Annotated in this window: 19 protein-coding genes; 11 read left to right on the forward strand and 8 right to left on the reverse strand. The window is 64.2% G+C overall.

Annotation, left to right across the window (positions count from 1 at the left end):
- Window positions 1-178 precede the first annotated feature (178 nt).
- Together ACFDR6_RS20325 and ACFDR6_RS20330 are read left to right on the forward strand one after the other, a co-directional pair.
- A complete protein-coding gene (locus tag ACFDR6_RS20325) occupies window positions 179-1120 on the forward strand; it encodes a DMT family transporter (protein ID WP_375859281.1) in 942 nt (313 codons plus the stop codon).
- A 59-nt stretch (window positions 1121-1179) separates the two neighbouring features.
- Window positions 1180-2259 carry a zinc-binding dehydrogenase gene (locus ACFDR6_RS20330; protein WP_375859282.1) on the forward strand — a complete coding sequence of 360 codons (1080 nt, stop codon included), beginning with the start codon at window positions 1180-1182 and terminating at the stop codon, window positions 2257-2259.
- Window positions 2260-2306: 47 nt separating this feature from the next.
- On the opposite strand, the gene ppk2 is transcribed toward ACFDR6_RS20330, so the two are convergent.
- Window positions 2307-3227 carry a polyphosphate kinase 2 gene (gene ppk2 / locus ACFDR6_RS20335; protein ID WP_317240512.1) on the reverse strand — a complete coding sequence of 307 codons (921 nt, stop codon included), beginning with the start codon at window positions 3225-3227 and terminating at the stop codon, window positions 2307-2309.
- Between the two features lie 92 nt (window positions 3228-3319).
- Window positions 3320-3781: an Lrp/AsnC family transcriptional regulator gene (locus tag ACFDR6_RS20340; protein WP_317240511.1), complete on the reverse strand. Its 462-nt coding sequence runs from the start codon at window positions 3779-3781 to the stop codon at window positions 3320-3322.
- Between the two features lie 134 nt (window positions 3782-3915).
- Here ACFDR6_RS20340 and ACFDR6_RS20345 point away from each other — a divergent pair, with 134 nt between their 5' ends.
- Window positions 3916-6279 (forward strand): thiamine pyrophosphate-binding protein, encoded by a 2364-nt coding sequence (locus ACFDR6_RS20345; RefSeq protein WP_317240510.1) that lies wholly within the window; start codon window positions 3916-3918, stop codon window positions 6277-6279.
- Between the two features lie 299 nt (window positions 6280-6578).
- Window positions 6579-8009, forward strand: coding sequence for an aldehyde dehydrogenase family protein (locus tag ACFDR6_RS20350; RefSeq protein ID WP_212081108.1), 1431 nt, complete (start codon window positions 6579-6581; stop codon window positions 8007-8009).
- A 197-nt stretch (window positions 8010-8206) separates the two neighbouring features.
- On the opposite strand, the gene ACFDR6_RS20355 is transcribed toward ACFDR6_RS20350, so the two are convergent.
- Window positions 8207-9184, reverse strand: coding sequence for an SMP-30/gluconolactonase/LRE family protein (locus ACFDR6_RS20355; protein ID WP_375859283.1), 978 nt, complete (start codon window positions 9182-9184; stop codon window positions 8207-8209).
- An 89-nt stretch (window positions 9185-9273) separates the two neighbouring features.
- On the opposite strand from ACFDR6_RS20355, the gene ACFDR6_RS20360 reads away from it, so the two are divergent.
- Complete coding sequence (locus ACFDR6_RS20360) at window positions 9274-10098, forward strand: NAD-dependent epimerase/dehydratase family protein (RefSeq protein WP_375859284.1); 825 nt, start codon at window positions 9274-9276, stop codon at window positions 10096-10098.
- 220 nt (window positions 10099-10318) lie between these two features.
- A complete protein-coding gene (locus ACFDR6_RS20365; protein ID WP_375859567.1) occupies window positions 10319-10744 on the forward strand; it encodes a hypothetical protein in 426 nt (141 codons plus the stop codon).
- Between the two features lie 77 nt (window positions 10745-10821).
- Here ACFDR6_RS20365 and ACFDR6_RS20370 read toward each other — a convergent pair whose 3' ends face one another.
- Complete coding sequence (locus ACFDR6_RS20370; protein WP_375859285.1) at window positions 10822-11817, reverse strand: DUF6662 family protein; 996 nt, start codon at window positions 11815-11817, stop codon at window positions 10822-10824.
- A gap of 821 nt (window positions 11818-12638) precedes the next feature.
- Here ACFDR6_RS20370 and ACFDR6_RS20375 point away from each other — a divergent pair.
- Complete coding sequence (locus tag ACFDR6_RS20375; protein ID WP_375859286.1) at window positions 12639-14357, forward strand: IlvD/Edd family dehydratase; 1719 nt, start codon at window positions 12639-12641, stop codon at window positions 14355-14357.
- 62 nt (window positions 14358-14419) lie between these two features.
- Here the strand turns inward: ACFDR6_RS20375 and ACFDR6_RS20380 are convergent, their stop codons facing one another.
- Window positions 14420-15025, reverse strand: a complete 606-nt coding sequence (locus tag ACFDR6_RS20380) for a histidine phosphatase family protein (RefSeq protein WP_375859287.1) — start codon at window positions 15023-15025, stop codon at window positions 14420-14422.
- Window positions 15022-15816 (reverse strand): enoyl-CoA hydratase/isomerase family protein, encoded by a 795-nt coding sequence (locus tag ACFDR6_RS20385; RefSeq protein WP_375859288.1) that lies wholly within the window; start codon window positions 15814-15816, stop codon window positions 15022-15024. Before ACFDR6_RS20385 ends, ACFDR6_RS20380 begins: the two co-directional genes overlap by 4 nt.
- A gap of 240 nt (window positions 15817-16056) precedes the next feature.
- Here ACFDR6_RS20385 and ACFDR6_RS20390 point away from each other — a divergent pair, with 240 nt between their 5' ends.
- On the forward strand, window positions 16057-17277 hold the full coding sequence (locus tag ACFDR6_RS20390; RefSeq protein WP_375859289.1) for an NAD(P)/FAD-dependent oxidoreductase: 1221 nt from the start codon (window positions 16057-16059) through the stop codon (window positions 17275-17277).
- On the opposite strand, the gene rbsK is transcribed toward ACFDR6_RS20390, so the two are convergent.
- Window positions 17278-18192: a ribokinase gene (gene rbsK / locus ACFDR6_RS20395; protein ID WP_212081116.1), complete on the reverse strand. Its 915-nt coding sequence runs from the start codon at window positions 18190-18192 to the stop codon at window positions 17278-17280.
- 17 nt (window positions 18193-18209) lie between these two features.
- The gene (locus tag ACFDR6_RS20400; RefSeq protein WP_212081117.1) at window positions 18210-19103 is read right to left on the reverse strand and encodes a sugar kinase; all 894 of its coding nucleotides are present in this window, start codon (window positions 19101-19103) and stop codon (window positions 18210-18212) included.
- 219 nt (window positions 19104-19322) lie between these two features.
- Here ACFDR6_RS20400 and ACFDR6_RS20405 point away from each other — a divergent pair, with 219 nt between their 5' ends.
- The 3 genes from ACFDR6_RS20405 to ACFDR6_RS20415 all read left to right on the forward strand — a co-directional run bounded on the left by ACFDR6_RS20405 (window position 19323) and on the right by ACFDR6_RS20415 (window position 22112).
- A complete protein-coding gene (locus ACFDR6_RS20405; RefSeq protein ID WP_375859290.1) occupies window positions 19323-20171 on the forward strand; it encodes a VOC family protein in 849 nt (282 codons plus the stop codon).
- A 247-nt stretch (window positions 20172-20418) separates the two neighbouring features.
- The gene (locus tag ACFDR6_RS20410; protein ID WP_249153134.1) at window positions 20419-21078 is read left to right on the forward strand and encodes a TetR/AcrR family transcriptional regulator; all 660 of its coding nucleotides are present in this window, start codon (window positions 20419-20421) and stop codon (window positions 21076-21078) included.
- 224 nt (window positions 21079-21302) lie between these two features.
- On the forward strand, window positions 21303-22112 hold the full coding sequence (locus ACFDR6_RS20415; protein WP_375859291.1) for an ABC transporter permease: 810 nt from the start codon (window positions 21303-21305) through the stop codon (window positions 22110-22112).
- Window positions 22113-22168 lie beyond the last annotated feature (56 nt).

A 22168-nucleotide genomic window follows, 5' to 3' on the forward strand; every position in this document is an offset into this window, starting at 1 on the left:
GCCTATTATTAACGGAGCATTGACGCGCGCGGCGGCCGGCGCATATCGGCATCCTGTTTTCGGAAGTTGTGAACGCGGCGCAATTGTCGTTTTTTACGACTGTTCTCGATTCGCATTTTGCCGGGTTCCCACAGTGACACCGCCGCCCGCCGTAGCCGCAAGGCTCGATAGTATTCCCATGCCCGCGCCGGAGAAGAAGCAGAACGCTCGCCGCGCGCTCGCGCGCGTCGATCATCCCTTCAAAGGCATTGCACTGGTGCTGTTGTCGACGATCTTTCTCGGCTGCTCCGACGTCACCGCGAAATACCTGTCGACCAGCCTGCCGTCGATCGAGATCACCTGGATCCGCTTCGTCACCTTCGCGCTGTTGTTCACGCCGGTGATGATGCCGGGCTCGCCGCTGCATGCGATGCGCACCGAGCGTCTTGGCTTGCAGCTGATGCGTGGCGCCGCGTTGCTGGGCTCCTCGCTGTTCTTCATCACGGGCTTGAGTTTCCTCCCCATCGCGGAAGCCTCCGCCACCGGGTTTGTTTCGCCGTTGTTCGTCACCGCGCTGTCGATCATCTTCTTGAGCGAGAAGGTCGGCATGCGCCGCTGGATCGCCACGGGCATTGGCTTGACCGGCGTTCTGATCATCCTGCGGCCGGGCACGAGTGCTTTTCATGCCGCCGCATTCTTCCCGATCATCTCGGCGTTCTGCTGGGCTGCCGCGCTGATCCTGACGCGCATGATGAGCGGCCGAGAGGCCGTCCTCACCACGATGGCCTATTCGGCGCTGACAGGCGTTGCGATCCTCAGCGTGATGGTGCCGTTCGTCTGGGTCACACCGAGCTGGACCGCAATCGGGCTTGGCATCGTGATCGGCGTTGCGTCGACCGTCGGCCAGTGGATCATCGTGCTGGCCTACCGCTATGGCGATGCTTCGGTGCTGGCGCCGTTCTCCTACACGCAGCTGCTCTGGGTCAGCATTTTGGGTTTCTTTATCTTCGGCGAAGTGCCTGATCTCTGGACCATCGTCGGCGCGGCCTTCATCGTTGCGAGCGGCCTCTACATCGCCCATCGCGAGCGGGTGCGTCGGGCCCAACTGCTGGTGCTGGAAGAGCGTTCCCCGAACCCCTGACGCAAGTCCGCGCGTCCGCTTCGTGCTATCAACGGCTCCAACGATAAGGGAGGAGCCGAATGCGCGCTGCGATTTTCAGGAACGGTGAGATTGTCGTGGGACAGATGGCCGAGCCGACGCCGGGGCTCGGCCAGGTGCTGGTCAAGACGCTCGCCTGCGGCATCTGCGGCTCCGACCTGCACGCGCGCCAGCATGCTCACCGCATGGTGGAGATGGCGCGGAAGACCGGGCGCAAGCCGATGGATCTGTCGCGCGACATCGTGTTCGGCCACGAGTTCTGCTGCGAGATCGTCGACTACGGATCCGGTACCACGCGCAAGCTCAAGCCGGGCACGCGCGTCTGCTCGCTGCCGGCGCTGGTGACGCCGCAGGGCATCGAGGGCATCGGCTACTCCAACGACAATATCGGCGGCTATGCCGAGGCGATGCTGCTCAGCGAAGCGCTGCTGCTCGAAGTGCCCAACGGTCTCGCGCCGGAACACGCCGCGTTGACCGAGCCGCTCGCGGTCGGCGTCCACGCTGTGGCGAAAGCCAATATCCGTGGCGGCGAGGTGCCGCTGGTGATCGGCTGCGGGCCGGTCGGGCTTGCGGTGATTGCGGCGCTGAGGATCAAGGGCCTGCATCCGATCATCGCTGCCGACTATTCGCCGGCGCGCCGCGCGCTCGCCGCCAAGCTCGGCGCGGACATCGTCGTCGATCCCAAGATGTCGCAACCCTATGCGACCTGGGCGGAGCACGCGCAGATGTCGGACGCGGAGAAGGCGGCGCGGCCGCCGTTCCAGGCCATGCTGCCGGCGCTGAAGCCTGCCATCATCTTCGAATGCGTCGGCGTGCCCGGCTTGTTGCAGCAGGTTTTCGAGGGCGCCCCGCGCGATGCCAGAATCGTCGTGGTCGGCGTCTGCATGGAGAGCGACAGAAACGAGCCGATGCTCGGCATCATGAAGGAGCTCAACGTCCAATACGTGCTGGGCTATACGCCGGAGGAGTTCGCAGGCTCGCTGCGGCTGATCGCGGAAGGGCAGGTGGACGCGGCGGCGATGGTGACGGCCGAGGTCGGCATCGACGGCGTCGCAAAGGCGTTCGCCGATCTTGCCAACCCAGAGGCGCACACCAAGATCATCGTGCAGCCGTGGCGGTGACGCTCTTGTAGGGTGCAAAGGCGCTTTACCCACTCTACAAGACCTACTCAGTACTTCGCCGGCACGTACATTTCCGGCGGAACCGGACCGCGCTGATAGTCGGGATTGCGGACGCGTGGCGGCAGCACCACGGGCGCGCGCGACACCTCCTGGTAGGGGATCTGGCTGAGCAGATGCGCGATGCAGTTGAGGCGGGCGCGCTTCTTGTCGACGGCATCGACGATCCACCAGGGCGAATCCGGCAGGTGCGTGTATTCGAGCATCGTCTCCTTGGCCTTGGTGTATGCCTCCCAGCGGCTGCGGGATTCGACGTCCATCGGGCTCAGCTTCCACTGCTTGAGCGGATCTTTGATGCGCATGGTGAAGCGGAACTGCTGCTCGTCGTCGGTGATCGAGAACCAGTATTTGACCAAGATGATGCCGGAGCGGATCAGCATGCGCTCGAACTCGGGCACGGTCTTGAAGAACTCCTGATATTCGTCCTCCGTGCAGAAGCCCATCACGCGCTCGACGCCCGCCCGGTTGTACCAGCTGCGGTCGAACAGCACGATCTCGCCGCCGGCCGGCAGATGCGCGACGTAGCGCTGGAAGTACCATTGCGTTCGCTCGCGTTCGTTCGGAGCAGGGAGCGCCGCGACGCGGCAGATGCGGGGATTGAGCCGCTGGGTGATGCGTTTGATGACGCCGCCCTTGCCGGCGGAATCGCGGCCCTCGAACAGCACGACGACCTTCTTCTTCTCGCTCTGCACCCAGTCCTGGAGCTTGACCAGTTCGCCCTGAAGGCGAAGCAGTTCCCGGAAATAGAGCCTGCGATCGACCGTCGGGCTCAGCGTTTCGGTCTCGTCCAGGAGCTCGTCGAGACGGGTATCATCCAGCTCCATCTCCAGCTCCTCGTCGAGATCGTCGGCCAGTTCCTGGATGATGCGCTCGCGCTTGGACATCTGGGATTTGCGATCGGATGCGGTCATGGGTCCATCTCTCGGCTCGAATTACCAGTCACAACGACCATCGGCGGGGTTTGTTGCGCCCATGTGACAACGTGCAATCCCGCTGACGCCGGTCACACCGGCAGCGCGATCGAATATTTCACCTGGCTGAGCGCAAAGCTGGACTCGATCGAGGCGATGCCGTCGAGCCGTGTCAGCTTGGTCTTCAGGAACGTCTCGTAGGAGGCGAGATCGGCCGCCACCACGCGCAGCAGGTAGTCGCGGTTGCCCGTCATCAGATAGCACTCCAGCACCTCGTCCCATTTCGAGATCGCGCGCGCGAAGCGGTTGAGGTCCTCCTCCTTCTGCCGCGCCAGCTTGATCGAGATGAACACGCTGACGTGCAGCCCGAGCGCCTTCTGGTCGACGGTCGCAATGTATCGCGAGATGACGCCGCGCTCCTCCAGGAGCTTGACCCGCCGGTGGCAGGGCGAGACCGATAGCCCGACCTTGTCGGCGAGCTCCTGCATGGTCATGCGGCTGTCGGCCTGGAGCAGCGCGAGGATTTTGCGGTCGATGGTGTCGAGCTCTGGCATTGGGATGAAACCTGCATATTCTGGACGATATTGGTATGGTATCCCAATATCAGCGGGTATTGCGCGATAAATTGAGAAGTTTACCGCCGCCCGCGGGCGTATCATCGGCGGTACCTGTTGCCGGGAGCATTGCCATGCCCGTTGATTCCACCCGTCTCGACACCCTGAACGCTCTGGCCCGCAAGGCGCTGTGGCTGTCGTCATGGACCATCCACCATGCCAACCACATCCGCCCGAGCGCGGATGGCCTCAAAGTCGGCGGCCACCAGGCCTCGTCCGCCTCGCTCGCGACCATCATGTCGGCGCTGTATTTCCACGTGCTGAAACCTGAGGATCGCGTCGCGGTGAAGCCGCATGCGAGCCCGGTGTTCCACGCCATCCAGTATCTGTTCGGCCGGCAGAGCCGCGAGAAGCTTGAGAATTTTCGCGGCTTCAAGGGCGCGCAATCCTATCCCTCGCGCACCAAGGATGTCGACGACGTCGATTTCTCCACCGGCTCGGTCGGCCTCGGCGTCGCGCAGACGCTGTTCTCGTCGCTGGTGCAGGACTACGTCAAGGCGCATGGCTGGATGAAGGATCGCCGCGAAGGGCGCATGATTGCCCTGGTCGGTGATGCCGAGATGGACGAAGGCAACATCTTCGAGGCGCTCGCGGAGGGCTGGAAGCACGGCCTGCGCAATACCTGGTGGGTGGTCGATTACAACAGGCAGTCGCTCGATGCGGTGGTGCGCGAAGGTCTCTGGGAAAAGTTCGAGACCATGTTCCGCAATTTCGGCTGGGACGTGGTCATCGTGAAATACGGTCGCCTGATGCGCGAGGCCTTTGCCGAACCCGGCGGCGAGGCCCTCAGGCGCTGGATCGACAATTGCCCGAACGCACTCTATGCCGCGCTGTGCTTCCAGGGCGGCGCTGCGTTCCGCAAGCACCTGCACGACGAGATCGGCGACCAGGGCCAGATCACGCAACTGATCGACAAGCGCAGCGACGAGGAATTGCTGGCGCTGATGTCCAATCTGGGCGGCCACGACATGGCGAGCATGTTGGAGGCGTTCGAGTCCATCGACCACGATCGCCCGGTCTGCTTCATCGCCTACACCATCAAGGGCGTCGGTCTGCCGTTCCAGGGTCACAAGGACAACCATGCCGGCCTGATGACGGTCGCGCAGATGGAGAAATATCGCGACAGCCAGAACATTCGACCCGGTCATGAGTGGGACAAATACGAGGGCCTCCCGCAATCCGCAGGCGAGCTTGACGCCTTCCTCGCGCGCGTGCCGTTCAACCAGGACGGCCGCCGCCTGACCGCGCCGGTTGTCGAGGTGCCCCCGCAGCTCGCGTTCAAGCCGTCGCCGCAGATGTCGACCCAGCAGGGGTTTGGCCTCGTGTTGAACGAGATCGCCCGCGGCGACAGCGAACTGGCAAAGCGCATCGTGACGACCTCGCCGGACGTCACGGTCTCGACCAATCTCGGCCCCTGGGTGAACCGGCGCGGCCTGTTCGCCAGCGCCGAGAAGGCGGACTTATTCCGCAGTGAGAAAATTCCGTCCACCTACAACTGGGACGCCTCACCCAAGGGCCAGCATCTCGAGCTCGGCATCGCCGAGATGAACCTGTTCATCATGCTCTCGGCGCTCGGCCTGTCGCACCAGATCAACGGCGAGCGGCTGTTGCCCGTCGGCACGCTGTACGATCCCTTCATCGAGCGCGGCCTCGATGCGCTGAACTATGCCTGCTACCAGGATGCGCGCTTCATGGTGGCCGCGACGCCATCAGGCATCACGCTGGCGCCTGAAGGCGGCGCGCACCAGTCGATCGCAACGCCCCTGATCGGCATGGCACAGGACGGGCTCGCCGCGTTCGAGCCGGCCTTCGTCGACGAGCTCGCCGTGATCATGGGTTGGGGCTTCAACCATATGCAGCGCGAGCCGGGCGAGGGCGGCTCGGTCTATTTGCGGCTCTCGACGCGCAGCATCGAGCAGGCGCAGCGGATCATGACGCCGGAGCTTGCGCAGGGCGTCACCGAGGGCGCCTATTGGCTGCGCAAGCCGGGGCCGAATGCCGAACTCGTGATCGCCTATACCGGCGCGGTCGCGCCGGAGGCGATCGAGGCGACCGGCTTCATCGGCGAGAGCCGGCGCGACATCGGCCTGCTCGCGATCACCTCGGCAGATCGACTCCATTCAGGCTGGACCGCTGCGCGAAAATTGCGGCGCGACCGTCGCGGCGTGCAGCATCTCAGCCACATCGAGAAATTGCTGGCGCCGCTGTCGCGCGATTGCGGCATCGTGACCGTGATCGATGGGCATCCCTCCGCCCTCGGCTGGCTCGGCAGCGTCCGTGGCCACCGCGTCGAGGCGCTGGGCGTCGAGCAGTTCGGCCAGACCGGCACCATCGCTGACCTGTACCGGCACTACGGCATCGATGCGAATGCGATCATCGATGCGGCCGAAAGCCTCACCACCGGCGCGCCCGTGTTGCATCGGAAGATGGCGGTGTAGTCGGGGTAACCCCCGCATGGGCCCCGGCTCTGCAGCGCACCGCTGAAGTAGCGCTGCGCTGCGTCCGGGGCACGTGAGAGTCTGGACTCGTTATAATCTCGTGTCCCGGACGCGTTGCGGCATGAAATGACGCGACGCCGAGCCGGGACCCATGGCCGCTTGCTTCGCTCCAAATCGCGTCCCATATTCCGCGCGTCCGCCGCAACGCTGGCCCCGCATATGGCGGGTTCAATTGCCGGCGCTTTCGTGCAAGGATGCCTCCCGAAACGCCCCCACATGCCCCCAAGAAGAGGTTAACGATGGTCAATCGCATGCAATTCTACATCGACGGCGCCTGGGTCGATCCCGCCGTCAAGAAGTCCACCGCCGTGGTCAACCCCGCGACGGAAGAGGCGATGTACGAGGTTGCGCTGGGCTCCAAGGCCGACGTGGACAAGGCCGTCGCCGCCGCCAAGCGCGCCTTTGTAACGTTCTCCCAGACCAGCCGCGAGGAGCGCGTCGCGCTGCTTTCGAAAGTCATCGAGATCTACAAGGGCCGTCTCAAGGAGATCGGTGCTGCGGTCTCCGACGAGATGGGCGCGCCGCTGCCGATGGCGGAGAAGCTCCAGGCCGGTGCCGGCCTCGGTCATCTCATGACCACGCTCGACGTGCTCAAGAACTATCATTTCGAGGAGCCGGTCGGCACCGCCATGGTGCTGCGCGAGCCGATCGGCGTGGTCGGCATGATCACGCCCTGGAATTGGCCGCTGAACCAGATCGCCTGCAAGGTTGCGCCCGCGCTGGCCGCCGGCTGCACCATGATCCTGAAGCCGTCGGAGTTCACGCCGACCTCTGCGCTGATCTTCGCGGAAATCTTGCATGAAGCCGGCGTGCCGAAGGGCGTGTTCAACCTCGTCAACGGCCTCGGCCCCGAGGTCGGCGCCGCCATGAGCGAGCACCCTGACATCGACATGATCTCCTTCACCGGCTCGACCCGCGCCGGCATCGATGTAGCGAAGCGTGCTGCGCCGACCGTGAAGCGCGTGAGCCAGGAACTCGGCGGCAAGTCGCCGAACGTCATCCTCGAAGGTGCTGACCTCACGAAGGCGGTGACCGGCGGCGTGATGCACATGTTCAACAACTCCGGCCAGTCCTGCAACGCGCCCTCGCGCATGATTGTGCCGCTGTCGAAAATGAAGGAAGTCGCCGCGATCGCGAAGGCCGTCGCCGACAAGACCAAGGCCGGTGATCCCCGCGCTGAAGGCACCACCATCGGTCCGGTCGTCAACCGCGGCCAGTGGGACAAGATCCAGGGCCTGATCAAGAAGGGCATCGACGAGGGCGCAACTCTCGTCGCCGGCGGCCCGGGCCTGCCCGAGGGCGTCAACAAGGGCTTCTATGTCCGTCCGACCATCTTCGCCGACGTCACTCCCGACATGACGATCGCCCGTGAAGAGATCTTCGGACCGGTGCTGACCATCATCGGTGCCAAGGACGAAGCCGAAGCCGTGCACATCGCCAACGACACGCCCTATGGGCTCGCCGGCTACGTCACGGGCGCTTCGGTCGAGGACGCCAAGCGCGTCGGCCGGCAGATCCGTGCGGGTAACGTCAATCTCCAGGGCGTCCCCAACGACCGCACCGCACCGTTCGGCGGCTACAAGCAGTCGGGCAATGGCCGCGAGTGGGGCAAGTACGGCCTCGAGGACTTCCTCGAAGTGAAGGCGGTCGCCGGCTTCAACGCGGCGTAAGCTTTAGCGTCTGAACAAACATAGCGCCGGAGCGGGAAGCCGCTCCGGCGTTTTATTTTCGCATCTCTCTCTTCGTCATTCCGGGGCGTCGCGGAGCGACGAACCCGGAATCCATTCATCCACAGAGACCGTCGCACGATGGATTCCGGGCTCGCGCCGAAGTGGCGCGCCCCGGAATGACGGGGAAGAGCAGGCGCCTATCCCCCCGCCGCGCCTTGCGTGTTCACATACAGCGCGTAGATCGACTGGCTTGCCGCCATGAACAGGCGGTTGCGCTTGACGCCACCGAAGCAGACATTAGCGCAGCGTTCGGGTAGGGCGATGCGGCCGATCATGACGCCGTCGGGCGCGAACACCACGACGCCGTCGAGCTCGGGATCGCCCATGCCCCAGCCGCACCAGAGATTGCCGTCGACGTCGCAGCGCATGCCGTCAGGCGTGCCCGGGCCGGCATCGATGTGGACGCGCTTGTTGGAGATCGAGGTGCCGTCAGGCGAAACGTCATAAGCGAGGATCTTGCGGTTCGGCACGCCGCGGGATTCCACGACGTACAGGATCTTCTCGTCCGGCGAGAAGCACAGCCCGTTCGGACCGAGCACGCCCTCGGCGAGGATGGTCGCCTTGCCGGTCGCGGGATCGAACCGATAGACGTTCGGCTCGATCTCCGGCTCGGCCTTGTAGCCCTCGTAATTGCCGAGCAGGCCGAAGGTCGGATCGGTGAACCAGATCGAGCCGTCCGACTTCACCACGACGTCGTTCGGCGAGTTCAGCCGCTTGCCGCCAAACGAGTCCATCAGCACGGTGATGCTACCGTCATATTCGGTGCGAGTTACGCGGCGGCCGCCATGCTCGCATGTGACGAGCCGGCCCTGGCGATCTCTGGTGTTCCCGTTGGCGAAATTTGAAGGCTTGCGAAACACGGAGACCGCGCCGGTCTCCTCCTCCCATTTGATGATGCGTTGGTTCGGGATGTCGCTGCACAGGAGATAGCGCCCGTCGCCGAACCATACCGGGCCTTCGGCCCAGCGCAGGCCGGTCGCCAACCGTTCCACCGCCGAAAGCTTCAGCCAGTATTTTTCGAAGCGGGGATCGAGCGCCTTGATCGCGGGATCGGGGTAATAGGTCGCCGGCCGCCAGCCCGGACGTTCCTGGGAGTGGGACGATGCCTCATTCATGTCGGTTCTCTCGTTTCGTTCCCTCTGGACAATCCTGCTATCATTAGGGACACGTGTCCGCAAATCGGCCACTACAGGTGAGGAAAGACATGCCACGCATTTTGATGACGGGAGCTTCGGGCGGAATCTGTACGAGCCTGCGGAAATTGCTGCCGCCGATCTATCCGGATCTCCTGCTTTCCGACATCAAGCCGCCCGCCGATCTCGGCGCGAACGAAAAGTTCAAGGCGGCAGACCTCGCCGATCTCGCGCAGTGCGAGGCGATCTGCGAGGGCGTCGACGGCATCCTCCATTTCGGCGGCTATTCGGTCGAAGGTACCTGGGATCAAATCCTCCAGGCCAACATCATCGGCGGCTACAATCTGTTCGAGGCCGCCTACCGGAAGGGCGTCAAGCGCGTCGTGTTCGCCTCGTCGAACCACGCCGTCGGCTTCTATCCGCGCCACCACAAGATCGGCACCGACGTCACCCCGCGTCCCGACGGCCGCTATGGCGTCAGCAAGGTGTTCGGCGAGGCTCTCGGCGCGCTCTATGCCGACAAGCACGGCATGAAGGTCACCTGCCTGCGCATCGGCAATTTCGGCGACATGCCGCTTGACCAGCGCCGGCTCTCGATCTGGCTCAAGCCCGATGACCTCGTGCAGCTCTGCCGCATCGGGCTCGAGCATCCCGACATCCATTTCGAAGTCTTCTACGGCGCTTCCTTCAACGAACGCGCCTGGTGGGACAATCACCGTGCCTACGAATTCGGCTATCGCCCCACGGGCCGGGCCGAAGATTTCCGCGAGCACGCAATGGCGGAGCAGGCCAAGCTGAAGCCGGACCCGGTCGGCGATTACTTTCAGGGCGGTACGTTCTGCAGCATGGAGTTCGACGCTGATACAAGTCGCGTGATCGACTGGAATAAGCGGTAGTCCTCGCTGGAGCATCATCCTGATTGCGAACGCAGCAAAGCACTCCTCAATCCCTCCGCGGCAAACGACTCTGGATTGCTTAGCTGCGCTCGCAATGACGCGTTCGGGTGCATGACTTGGCCGCGGGCAAAACATACACGGCGTTCCCGTTGATCTAGGTCAACACCGAAGAATCGCTGGGGTTCTCGATATGCGCGAGCGCAATTCGAGTGCCACGACAATGAAAATCAAAATGTCTGATGTCGCGATGCTCGCGACGATCGTGCTTGGACTCGTGCCCGGGCCGGTGCAAGCCGCAACGCTGAGCGATGCCGAGGCGACGTTTCTCGACCAGCTCGTCACCGCGTCCGTGGTGCTCGAGCAGCGCTGCGTCGGTTACGAGGTCGATGGTGCCGGCAGTGTTCAACTCGGCGCCCGGATGCTCGGCAACCCTGATGCAGCGATGGCCATGATTGACGCCTATTCGGCTGCCATCAAGGCGCGTGACGGCGACACCTACGATTTCACCAAGTTTCGCCCCGAGGTGTCCGAAGCGGCCAGCAAAACGTTCAGGCGCGTTCGGGCAGAGTTGATCAAAGACCCAAGGAGAGCCTGCGCCGATTATGGCGAGGCCGGCGTGGGGCGCGGTCTGCTAAGACGGTATTGACGATAGTCAGCGCTCCAGCCGGCCCGCAGATCGGTCGGCGGGAGTGGAGAAAACCTTCAGCGTCGCGGCGGTCGACATCAGAAATGCAGGTTGATGCGCAACAACGCCTGATGCCGCTCGAACTGCTCGAGATTGAGGCTGCGGCCGTCGCCGACGGCGTTGCCCGCAACCTGCATCTGCCAGGTGCCGGAGATGCCGACCTCCTTCGAGATGGTGTAGGAGAAGGTGGGCCCCGCGAAGACAGCATCGCCTACGTAGCGGTTCAGCGCGCCACCGTCATAGGCCCGCGCGTAGCGAACGCCGAGGCCGAGCACGAGGTCGGGCGTCAACACATAAGATATCGCGGACTGGAGCTGCATCTCGGAATCGTGCCGCCACAGGTTCGTCGCGATCTCGCGCGTTCCACCCGTCGCGTACCAGACGTTGAAAGCCGCAAACAGCCTGTCCTTGATTAGTTCGCTGTCGAACAGCGCGGCGAATTCACTGCCATATTGGGCGATATGCATGCCGCTGCCGTCGTCGATCCGGCTCCAGCCGGGCTGCGCGTGGAGGGTCAATCCGAACGGCGCGACTGTGCGGTCGACCAGCTTGTAGCGCAGCTCGAGCGCTGCGCCGCTGAAAGCAATATCCCGATGATCGGCAAGTCCCGGCACGCCCTTGATGTGCTGTCCGCTCAGCGAAAACCCGGGTGCGATCCGGAAATTATCCGACACCGTGTATTTGACCTGATTGAGATTGGCCCAAGCTGCGTAAGTGCCCGAACGCTTTCCGAACGCGCCGACATTCTCGAACTCGACCTCGATGTCCCCCGGATTGCCGATATCGGAGCCCATGCTGAAGCCGAAGATGTGCTCGGTGTCGATGTCCACGTGGGCTGATGGCAGGCTTTGCGTCGGCTTCGAAGTGCGATGGCTCTGCGAGCTGCCAGGCGCCTGCTTCGACTTATCCTCGGCCAAGGCTGAAACGCAGCTCGCCAGTTGACCAGCGAACATCGTTGCGACTGCAGCGGCGCGTGGGAAGCTCAATTTTCTAGGCACGAACGATCCACCCTCACCCAAATCTCCGCGATGCATGCATCGGGATGCTCCCAGGCCAAGCCGGAGCTATGCAAATGCAAGTCATTCGCAAAAGATTCCACGGAACAGGCCGTGATGCAATTGTTGCGAGTCGTTCTTAGTTGCGTTCAAATGTCGCGGCTGCCGGGGGTAGGTTCCCGCTTCCATCGCTTGCCTGAGGCTGGGGCGCGCCAGGCACGACATGCAAGCCCGGTCCCGGAGGCCGACCTGATTAGGAACCCGAAATCTGGCTGCACCGACTCTGTGACCGGTCTGCGATCGCCGGTGCCGAGACGGAAATTGATCCTGGCGCGCGTGGGGACCACCGAAGCGAGCGCTGAACCGGCCGGACTTGTCTCTTGCCTCGACACCTCCGCAAACATAACCCGGTGCGCCGGCCCCAACTGAACACTATGCCTCGAATGTGGCCTGTCAGGATCGACCAGCGCATGTCCGACTGCTGCGCGCTTTCAAATGTTCCGAGGAGGATGTGCTGAACGTGACGTCGGGATTCATGAAAGCGGGCTGGTCGTACCCGACATACTCCGCGGCAAGGGCTGAAGGCCGCTGCGATCGGGAAGCCGGGTGCTTCATGCGATTGCTCCGGGCAGTTGCGTGTCGGCATCTTCCTGATCCCGAAGATCTGCCGCACCTTCGTCCGTGGAGTAGAACCGCAACGGTTGCGGCGACATGTTTCTCGTAGCGAACGATGCCGCGCCCGCATCACGCTTGGCGCTCGAAGCGACGGAAGGTGCCGTAGCGCGTGACTGTTTGGGTCGATCTTATTGACAATCCGACCTGAGGGGATACCACGATAGTAAGCCGGAAGGAGTGGCATGATGACGAGTGGTTTGCGCAAGGGACTGACCAGCTATGGCGATGCCGGCTTCTCGCTGTTCCTGCGCAAGGCGTTCATCAAGGCCATGGGCTATTCCGACGACGCGCTGGAACGCCCGATCGTCGGCATCACCAACACCTATAGCGACTACAATCCTTGCCACGGCAACGTCCCTCAGATTATCGAAGCCGCCAAGCGCGGCGTGATGCTGTCGGGCGCGATGCCGTTCGTGTTCCCCACCATCTCCATCGCCGAGAGCTTTGCGCATCCGACCTCGATGTATCTGCGCAACCTGATGGCGATGGACACCGAGGAGATGATCCGGGCACAGCCGATGGATTCGGTGATCGTGATCGGGGGCTGCGACAAGACGTTGCCGGCGCAGGTGATGGCAGCGATCAGCGCTGACCTGCCGACCGTCGTCATTCCGGTCGGTCCCATGGTCGTCGGTCATCACAAGGGCGAGGTGTTAGGAGCCTGCACCGATTGCCGCCGCCTCTGGGCCAAGTATCGCGCCGGCGAGATGGACGATGCCGAGATCGAGGCGGTGAACGGGCGCCTGGCGCCATCGGTCGGCACCTGCATGGTGATGGGCACGGCCTCGACCATGGCCTGCATGATCGAGGCCATGGGCCTGTCGCTGCCGATGAGCGCGACGATCCCGGCGCCGCATGCCGAGCGTTTCCGACTGGCCGAGGCGAGCGGCAAGGTGGCGGCCGAGATGGCGAAGGCGAAAGGGCCGAAGCCGAGCGAGCTCTTGACGCCGGCGTCTTTCAAAAATGCGCAGGTGGTGCTTCAGGCAATCGGCGGCTCGACCAACGGCCTCATTCATCTGACCGCGATGGCACATCGCTCGCCACACCGGCTCGACCTCGAAGTGTTCGACCAGATTGGCCGGGAGGTGCCGGTGCTTGTCGACCTCAAGCCGTCCGGCGAACATTACATGGAGCACTTCCACCACGCCGGCGGCGTGCCGAAATTGCTGGCGCAACTCGGCGATCTCGTCGACCTCGACGCCAAGAGCATCTCAGGCCAGACGCTGCGCGATGTCGTCGCGAATGCCGAGGACGTGCCCGGCCAGGACGCGATCCGCTCGCGCGACAATCCGATCAAGAAAGAGGGCGGCCTCGCCGTCCTGCACGGCAATCTCGCGCCGCGCGGTGCGGTGATCAAGCAATCGGCCGCAAGCCCCAGGCTGTTGCAGCACACCGGGCGGGCGGTCGTGTTCGAATCCGTCGAGGACATGACCCTGCGGGTCGACGATCCCGATCTCGATGTGACCGCCGACGACGTGCTGGTGCTGCGCAATGCCGGCCCCAAGGGTGCGCCCGGAATGCCCGAGGCCGGCTATCTGCCGATTCCGAAGAAGCTCGCGCGCGGCGGCACCAAGGACATGGTGCGCATTTCGGACGCGCGCATGAGCGGTACCGCGTTCGGCACCATCGTGCTGCACATCACGCCGGAATCTGCTGTCGGCGGGCCTCTGGCGCTGGTGCAGAACGGCGACATGATCCGCCTCGACGTTGCCAGGCGGAGCATCGAGCTGCTGGTTGACGCGGCCGAACTCGAACAGCGCCGCGCTATGCTGAAGCCGGCCGCTGCGCCGGAAGACGCGCGGCGCGGCTACGCCTGGCTGTTCCACGAGACCATCATGCAGGCCGACGAGGGCTGCGATTTCGACTTCATGCAGAGGAACGGGAAGAAGACCGAGAAGGGCTGATCAACCCTTCGAACGAACGTTCGGACCGCACGAGCGGCGGGCGCCGAAATCGGTCGGCTGCCTCAAGTCGCCGGCGGGGACGGGCCATATCTGTCCGCCGTAGCGACTTGCTCGATCCGCCATTGCCCGACCTCGCAGACGTAGTGGAACGGCACGCCATGGCTGTTCTTGAAATAGCTGCCGCACAGCGCGTTCGCCATGGCCTGCATCACCGCATCGTGGCAGACGAACAGCAGGTCGTCGCCGGGATGTCGCTCGAGCCACGCGGAGACGCAAGCCAGCGACCGTCCGGCCATGGCATCCCAGTTTTCTCCGTCGGTCGGAAGGATCGACACGAGGCCCGTCGCCGATGTGACGCCGTGCTTGATCATGAGATCGCGGACGGGGAGGCCCTCGAAGCTGCCGAAATCGAACTCGACGATGCCGTCGTCGATGGCGAGCGGCACCGAGATTGCGTTTGCGATGATCTCGGCGGTCCGCACCGCGCGGACCAGCGGGCTTGCGATGATGCGGCTGATGCCGACGCCGCGTAACATCTGGGCTGCCTCCTGCGCTTGCCGCAGGCCGTCCTCGTTCAGCGGGTTGTCCGTCCGGCCCTGGAATAGCCCCTTGCGATTCCAGTCGGTTGCGCCGTGGCGAAGTCCGTAGAAACCGCGCGCGGGCGTCACTTCGACTTGCTCGTGAACTTCTTCACCGCAACGCGGAATTCCTCCGTGTTCATCGCCATGATGATCTTGTGCTCCTCGGCATCCAACTGTTGCTTCACCGCCGTGGTGGCGGCCTGGTAGACCAGCTGCTTGGTGCCGGCGATTGCGGCCGGCGGGTTCTGCGCGAGACGCTCGGCAAGTTTTCGCGTGGCCGCCTTCAATTCCGCGGCGGGAACGACCTTGGCAACGAGACCCCATTCATGGGCCTGCTGCGCGGTGAAATTGTCCTCGGCGAGGAAGAGCTGCAGCGCGCGGCGGGAGCCGACCGTGCCGACGATGCCGACCGTGGAGCCGCCGTCGGGCGACACCCCGATCTTGGCATAGGCCGGCGTGAACCTGGCATCGTCGGCGGCGATGCAGAGGTCGGTGACGAAGGCGAGGCCCATGCCGGCCCCGGCGGCCGAGCCGTGCACGCTCGACAGCGAGATCTTCGCCATGCGGCGGATGATCTCGATGAAGGCGTGATAGTGCTTCAAGAGTTCGCCGACGACCGGCGTTACCGTACCCGCTTCGGCGGCCGCCCCGATCGTCTGCAGATCGCCACCGGCCGAGAACGCGCGGCCTTCACCTTCGAGCACGACGACGCGGATGTTGTCGTCGCTCTCGATGGAGGCCGCGAGCTGCTCGAGCTTCTGCGCGATGGCGAGGTTGATGGAGTTGAACGCGGCGGGACGGTTCAGCGTGATGGTCGCGATCGGGCCGTCGATCCGTAGCAGGGCGGGATCATCGGGCTGGGAGGCGGGCGCACTCATTTGGAAATCTCCGGCAGGACGTGATTAGCAGCAACTAAATCGCAGAAGGCACGGGGTGACAATCCCCGGGCGGCCAGTGCCCCGGCAGCCCTTGCGCTGGGCGGACCGATAGGCTCAAATAGACTCGCCTTTGCCAAGGAACGGACACGAGCGCCGGCTCCTCCTGAGGCCAGCAAATCAAAATCAGCGAAGAGGAGACGACATGGGTCACGCTCGTGTCTCCGAAAGTGGGCTGCTCCAATGACCGACGGTCCGGTGATCATCGTCGGTGCCGGCCATGGCGGTTATCAGGCCGCGGCATCCCTGCGCCAGGCGGGCTTTTCCGAGCGCATCTGCCTCATCAATGACGAGGCGCATTTGCCCTATCAGCGGCCGCCGCTGTCGAAAGCCTACATCAAGGGCTCGGCCGGTCCTGAGAGCCTGATGTTCCGGCCGGAGAAATTCTACCACGACCAGAAGATCGAGCTGGTCGCGGGCCGCGCGGTGTCGATCGACCGCGCGGGGCGCAAGCTGCATCTCGCGTCCGGCGAGACGCTTGCCTACGGTCACCTCGTGCTGGCGACGGGCGCGCGCAACCGGCTGCTTGATCTGCCGAATGCCAATCTGCCCGACGTGAAATATCTGCGCATTCTCGACGAGAGCGAGGCGCTACGCGCGATCATGCCGTCGAAGACACGGGTCGTGGTCATCGGCGCCGGCTTCATCGGCCTGGAATTCGCAGCGACGGCCCGGATCAAGGGCCTCGAGGTCGACGTGCTCGAGCTTGCCCCGCGCGTGATGGCGCGGGCGGTGACGGCGGAGGTTTCGGAGTATTTTCAGGAACGCCATCGCCAGGCCGGCATCCGCGTCCATCTCGGTGTGCAGGCCACCTCGATCGAAGCCGAGAACGGCAAGGTCACCGGCGTCTCCTTGAGCGACGGACGGCATCTGCCGGCGGACCTCGTCGTGGTCGGCGTCGGCGTGCTGCCGAACATCGAGCTGGCTGCCGAGGCGGGACTTCCGGTTGCGGCCGGCATCATCGTCGACGAATACCTCTCGACGGCTGACGCTGATATCTCCGCAATCGGCGATTGCGCGCTGTTCGCCAGCCCGCGCTTCGGCGGATCGCTGCGGCTGGAATCGGTGCAGAACGCCACTGACCACGCCCGCTGCCTCGCCGCGCGGCTGACCGGCGACCGAAAGCCCTATGACGGCCATCCCTGGTTCTGGAGCGACCAGGGCGACGATAAGCTGCAGATCGCAGGGCTGACCACCGGATACGACCGCGTCGTTCTGCGCGGCGATCCCGCCAACAAGGCGTTTTCCGCGTTCTGCTACAAGGGCGAGAAGCTGCTCGGCATCGAATCCATCAATCGCGCCGGAGATCACATGTTCGGCCGCCGCCTGCAGGCCATGGACCGCTCGATCACGGCGGAGCAGGCCGCCGACGAAAGTTTTGACCTGAAGAGCGCGCTGGCGTGACTAACCGGCGCCGAGAACAGCCGCAACTTCCCCGACCGTCGGCATCGATGGCCCGGCGCCCATCCGCTGCACGCTGATCGACGCTGCGGCGTTGGCGAAGGTGAGGGCGGCGCGCAAGGGCACACCGCCGGCCAGTTGCGCCGCCATTGCGCCGACGAAGCAGTCGCCTGCGCCGGTTGTATCGATCGCCTTCACGGTGCGCCCGGGCACGGTGATCTCTTCGCGCCCCGCAAGCGCAAGCACGCCACGCTTGCCGAGCGTGACGCAGATGGTCTGGTCCTGCCGCGCCTGAAGTTTCCGCGCGACGTCGAAGATCCGTGCGGCCTCGTCGCTGTCGGACACCCCCACGCCGGCGAGAAAGCCGAGCTCGGTCTCGTTGAGCACGAGGATGTCGATCAGCGCGAGCAGTTCGCCCGACATCTCCTGCGCCGGCGCCGGGTTGAGCAAGGTCGTGGTCCCGGCCTCGCGGGCACGCCGGAAGAAGGCGGCGATGGTCGGCAGCGGGATCTCGAACTGGCTGACCGCGACGTCGCCTTTCGCCAGTGGCATATCGGCGATATCGTCCGCGCTGACCAGTGCGTTGGCACCGGGGATAACGACGATGGTGTTGTCAGCCTCGGCGACCGTGATGATCGCAGTGCCGGTGTGCGTATCCGCGTCGCGGACGGAGGCCAGATCGACGCCTTGATCGCCGAGGAACGTCCTCAGCTCGGCCCCGAACGAATCCTTGCCCAGCCGCCCGATCAGGGTCGTCCCTGCGCCGAGCCGCGCCGCCGCCACCGCCTGGTTGGCGCCCTTACCGCCCGGAAAGTACAGCACCTGCTTGCCCGCGACGGTCTCGCCGACCCGCGGATGCCGATCGGCCGTCGCCACCACATCCATGTTGATGCTTCCGGCGACGAAGACGCGCCCCATGATAACCTCGGCGAACGCTAGACCCTGACCTCGAATTCGTGCCTGACCTTGGCGATGTCGACCAGCGTCGGCAGCCCGGCCTCGTTGCCGAGGCGCTGGATCTTGAAGGTCGAGGCGGCGCGGGCAAAGTCAAAATGCTCGCGCCAGCTTTTGCCGGGATGGGCGAGGTAGGAATAGACGTAGGCGCCGTGGAAGACGTCGCCGGCGCCGTTGGTGTCGATCACGCGCTCACGCGGAATCGGCATCGCCGGCATCACCTGCACCGTCCCTGTTTCGTCGTACCAGAGCAGGCCCTTCTCGCCCATGGTGATGCCCCCGATCTTGCAGCCGCGGCCCTTGAGATAATCGAGCATCTTCTCCGGCGTCAGGTCCATCTGCTCGCACAGACGCTCGGCGACGATCGCGACGTCGATGAATTCCAGCAGCTCATGCGTGTTGGTGCGCAGGCCGCCGCCGTCGAGCGAGGTCAGGATGCCGGCCTCGCGGCAGACCTTGGCGTAATGGAGCGCGGCATCCGGCTGATGTCCGTCGACATGCAGCGCGCGGCAGCCGCCGAGATTGAGCATCGGGAAGGGGTGGATGTGCTCGTCGTCGCGGCAGCGGACGATGGCGCGCTTGCCGTCCTTGGGCATGATGAAGGAGAGCGAGGACTGGTTCACCTTCCGCCCGTGCAGCGAGATCGCGTATTTCGCACACATGTCCTGGAACATGCGCCCGAGCCAGTCATTGGCCGCGGTGGCGATGAGATCCGGCACGATGCCCAGCTTGGCGCAGCAGAACGCCGCCGTCACCGCGTTGCCGCCGAACGACACTGCGTAGTCCGAGGCCACGTGCTTCTCGTCGCCGGTCGGCATGTGGTCGGTGATGAAGACGACGTCGATATAGGTCTGTCCGATGAAGAGAGCCTGCATTGCTTGTCCGTGATGCGCTTGTGGTCCCGGCCGGAGAGATTACTCTAGCACCGGTTCCGCTCCGGGGGGACGCTGAAATTATTCGCAAATCTGTCGCCCGAAGCGCTTGAGGTCAGCATGTTGCCGGAATACGACCATGACAGGGCAATGCCAAGCCCGGGCAAATGCCGTGTTTCGGCTCACGGTTCCGGTCACTCATAGGCCGATCAAGGGGGAAAGATGATCACGGGCCTCGATCACGTCGTCGCGCTGGTCCGGGATATCGGTGCGGCCAAGGCGGCCTATCAGACGCTTCTGGGGCGCGCGCCGGCCTGGCAGAACTCCGGCGAGGGCGCCGACCGGGTGCTGTTCACCCTCGACAACACGACGATCGAATTGATGGCGCCGAGCGGCTTCAGCGTCACCGCCGACCGCATGCGCGCGCTGCTCGACGACCATGACGGCGTGCTCGCCAGCCTGTGCTTTCGTGTCGCGGAAATCGGCAAGATGCATCGCCGGCTGGAGCGGGTGGCGTTGAGGCCGGATCCGATCGCCGAGGTCGAAAGCAGCGATACCGTCACCGACGCCGTGCTGCATTGGAAGCGAACGCGTGCGGCCACGGAGCTCACGCGCGGCGTGCGCATGTTCTTCCTCGAGCTGGCCGACGAGCGTCCCAAATCGGTCGCGACCGACATCGCGCCGATCGACGCGCTCGATCATGTCGTGGTCACGACCGAGGATTCCGAACGTGCCGCAGCGCTCTACGGCGCGCGGCTCGGCCTCGATCTGGCGCTCGACCGCTCGCACCAGGATTGGGGCCAGCTGATGTTCTTCCGCTGCGGTGACCTCATCGTCGAGGTGGTGCGCCGGCCGGTCGCCGGCGGTGACCTCGCGCATGACCGGCTCTGGGGCCTGAGCTGGCGCGTCGCCGACATCGATGCCACCCGTGCCCGCCTGATCGCTGCCGGCCTCGACGTCAGCGAAGTCCGCAACGGCCGCAAGCCGGGAACGCGCATCATGACGGTGCGGAGCGGCACCTGCGGCATCGCGACCGTGCTGCTGGAGCGCTCTCCGAAGCCGGTGGAGTGATTCTGTCATTCCGGGGCGTCGCGAAGCGACGAGCCCGGAAATCCATTCATCCTCCGCCCCTGCCGCACAATGGATTCCGGGCTCGCGCCCAAGAGGGCGCCCCGGAATGACGGAGCCAACCAAGCAACCTTGCGTTCTCAAACGCCCGCCCGCGTGTTACACGCGTAGCGACGGCACCCAGCGAGCACCAGGTTTGGCGAAGGCAACGGCAAAGCGAACTCTGAAATGGCAGCGTGACCCCGAGGGGATGCGGCTGCGCATTCTCGAAGCCGCCAAGCAGGAGTTTTCCGCCCACGGCCTGGCCGGCGCACGTGTCGACCGCATCGCAGCGAAAGCCGGCGCCAACAAGCGCATGCTCTACTATCACGTCGGCAACAAGGACGAACTCTATCTGGCGGTGCTCGAAGGCGCCTACGACAAGATCCGCAGCGAGGAGCGGGGGCTCGATCTCGAGCATCTCGAGCCGCCCGAGGCGATCAGACGCCTGATCGAGTTCACCTGGAATTACTTCCTGCGCAATCCCGAGTTCCTGTCGCTGCTCCAGACCGAGAACCTCGCACGCGCAAAGCACCTGAAGAAGTCGACCAAGGTCAAGTCGATGCACTCCCCCTTCGTCGAGATGATCCGCACCGTGGTGCGGCGCGGCGTCGACAGCGGCGACTTCCAGGTCGCGGTCGATCCGGTGCAGCTCTACATCTCCATCGCAGGGCTGTGCTTCTTCTACCTCTCGAACTCGGCGACCCTCAGCGTGATCTTCGGCCGCGATCTGCTGGAAAAAAAGGCCAAGGACGAGCGCTTGGCGCACATGGTGGGCCTCGTGTTGGCTGCCCTGACGGGACAGTCGGTCGCGCTGTTCGAGATCGCGAAGGCACCGAAGTCGCGCGCGGCCGTAGTGCAGACGGTCTAGTCCGCTAATTTCCCCGCCGTCATTCCGGGCGATCCGTAGGACCGAACCCGGAAATCTCACGATTCTCAGGTGCGCAAAGCACCCATGGTTCGATGCTTCGCATCGACCCGGAATGCTTTGGCGCGCCGGAACCCGCCGCAAAACGTCACAGGGAAAGTTCTGGACAGTATTTATCCAACGGGTTAATTTCTCGTCACAACGAAGAAGACTGCCGGGAGTGAAAATTGGCCGAGCCGAAGCCGCAGAACGCTGTTTCCAAGCTGTTGAATGCAGCCTGGGTTCGGCCGTTTTTGTTCCTCGTCTTCATCGTCGTCGCCTGGGATCTCGCGATCCGCCTGTTCAAGATCCCCGCGTACCAGATCCCGGCGCCACTCGATGTCGTCGCGGTGCTGCGAACGGAATGGCCGGAACTGCTGCGCCAGTCCTGGCCGACGACCTATGCGACCGTCTGCGGTTTCACGCTGTCCGCGCTGTTCGGTATTCCCGTGGCGATGCTGATCGCGGGCTCCAAGACGGTGGAGAGCTACGTTTATCCGCTGCTGGTGTTCTCGCAGTCCGTGCCGAAGATCGCGATCGCGCCGCTGTTCGTGGTGTGGTTCGGCTTCGGCATCATTCCAAAAGTCATCTCGGCGTTCCTGCTCGGCTTCTTCCCGGTGGTCGTCTCCGCGGTGCAGGGCTTCAAGTCGGTGGACCCTGACATGGTCGATCTCGCGCGTGCGATGCAGGGCAGCCGCTTCCAGGTGTTCCGTGCGGTGAACCTGCCGCACGCGCTGCCCGCGATCTTCTCGGGGCTCAAAGTGTCGGTGACGCTTGCCGTGGTCGGCGCCGTCGTCGGCGAATTCGTCGGCTCCAATTCCGGCATCGGCTACGTGATGCAGCGCTCCATCGGCACGTTCGATCTGCCGACCATGTTCGCCGCACTGGTGATCCTCGCGCTGCTAGGCGTGGTTCTGTTCTGGATCGTCGACCGCATCGAGAAGCTGGTCATTCCCTGGCATGTCAGCCAGCGCGAGGACGTGATTTTCGCCTCTTAAGGATTTTGGTTCTGACGTGAAACGATGATCGGCCAACAATGGCCGACGTAAACGGC

Source organism: Bradyrhizobium tunisiense, from assembly GCF_042263385.1.
GTDB classification, from domain to species: domain Bacteria; phylum Pseudomonadota; class Alphaproteobacteria; order Rhizobiales; family Xanthobacteraceae; genus Bradyrhizobium; species Bradyrhizobium tunisiense.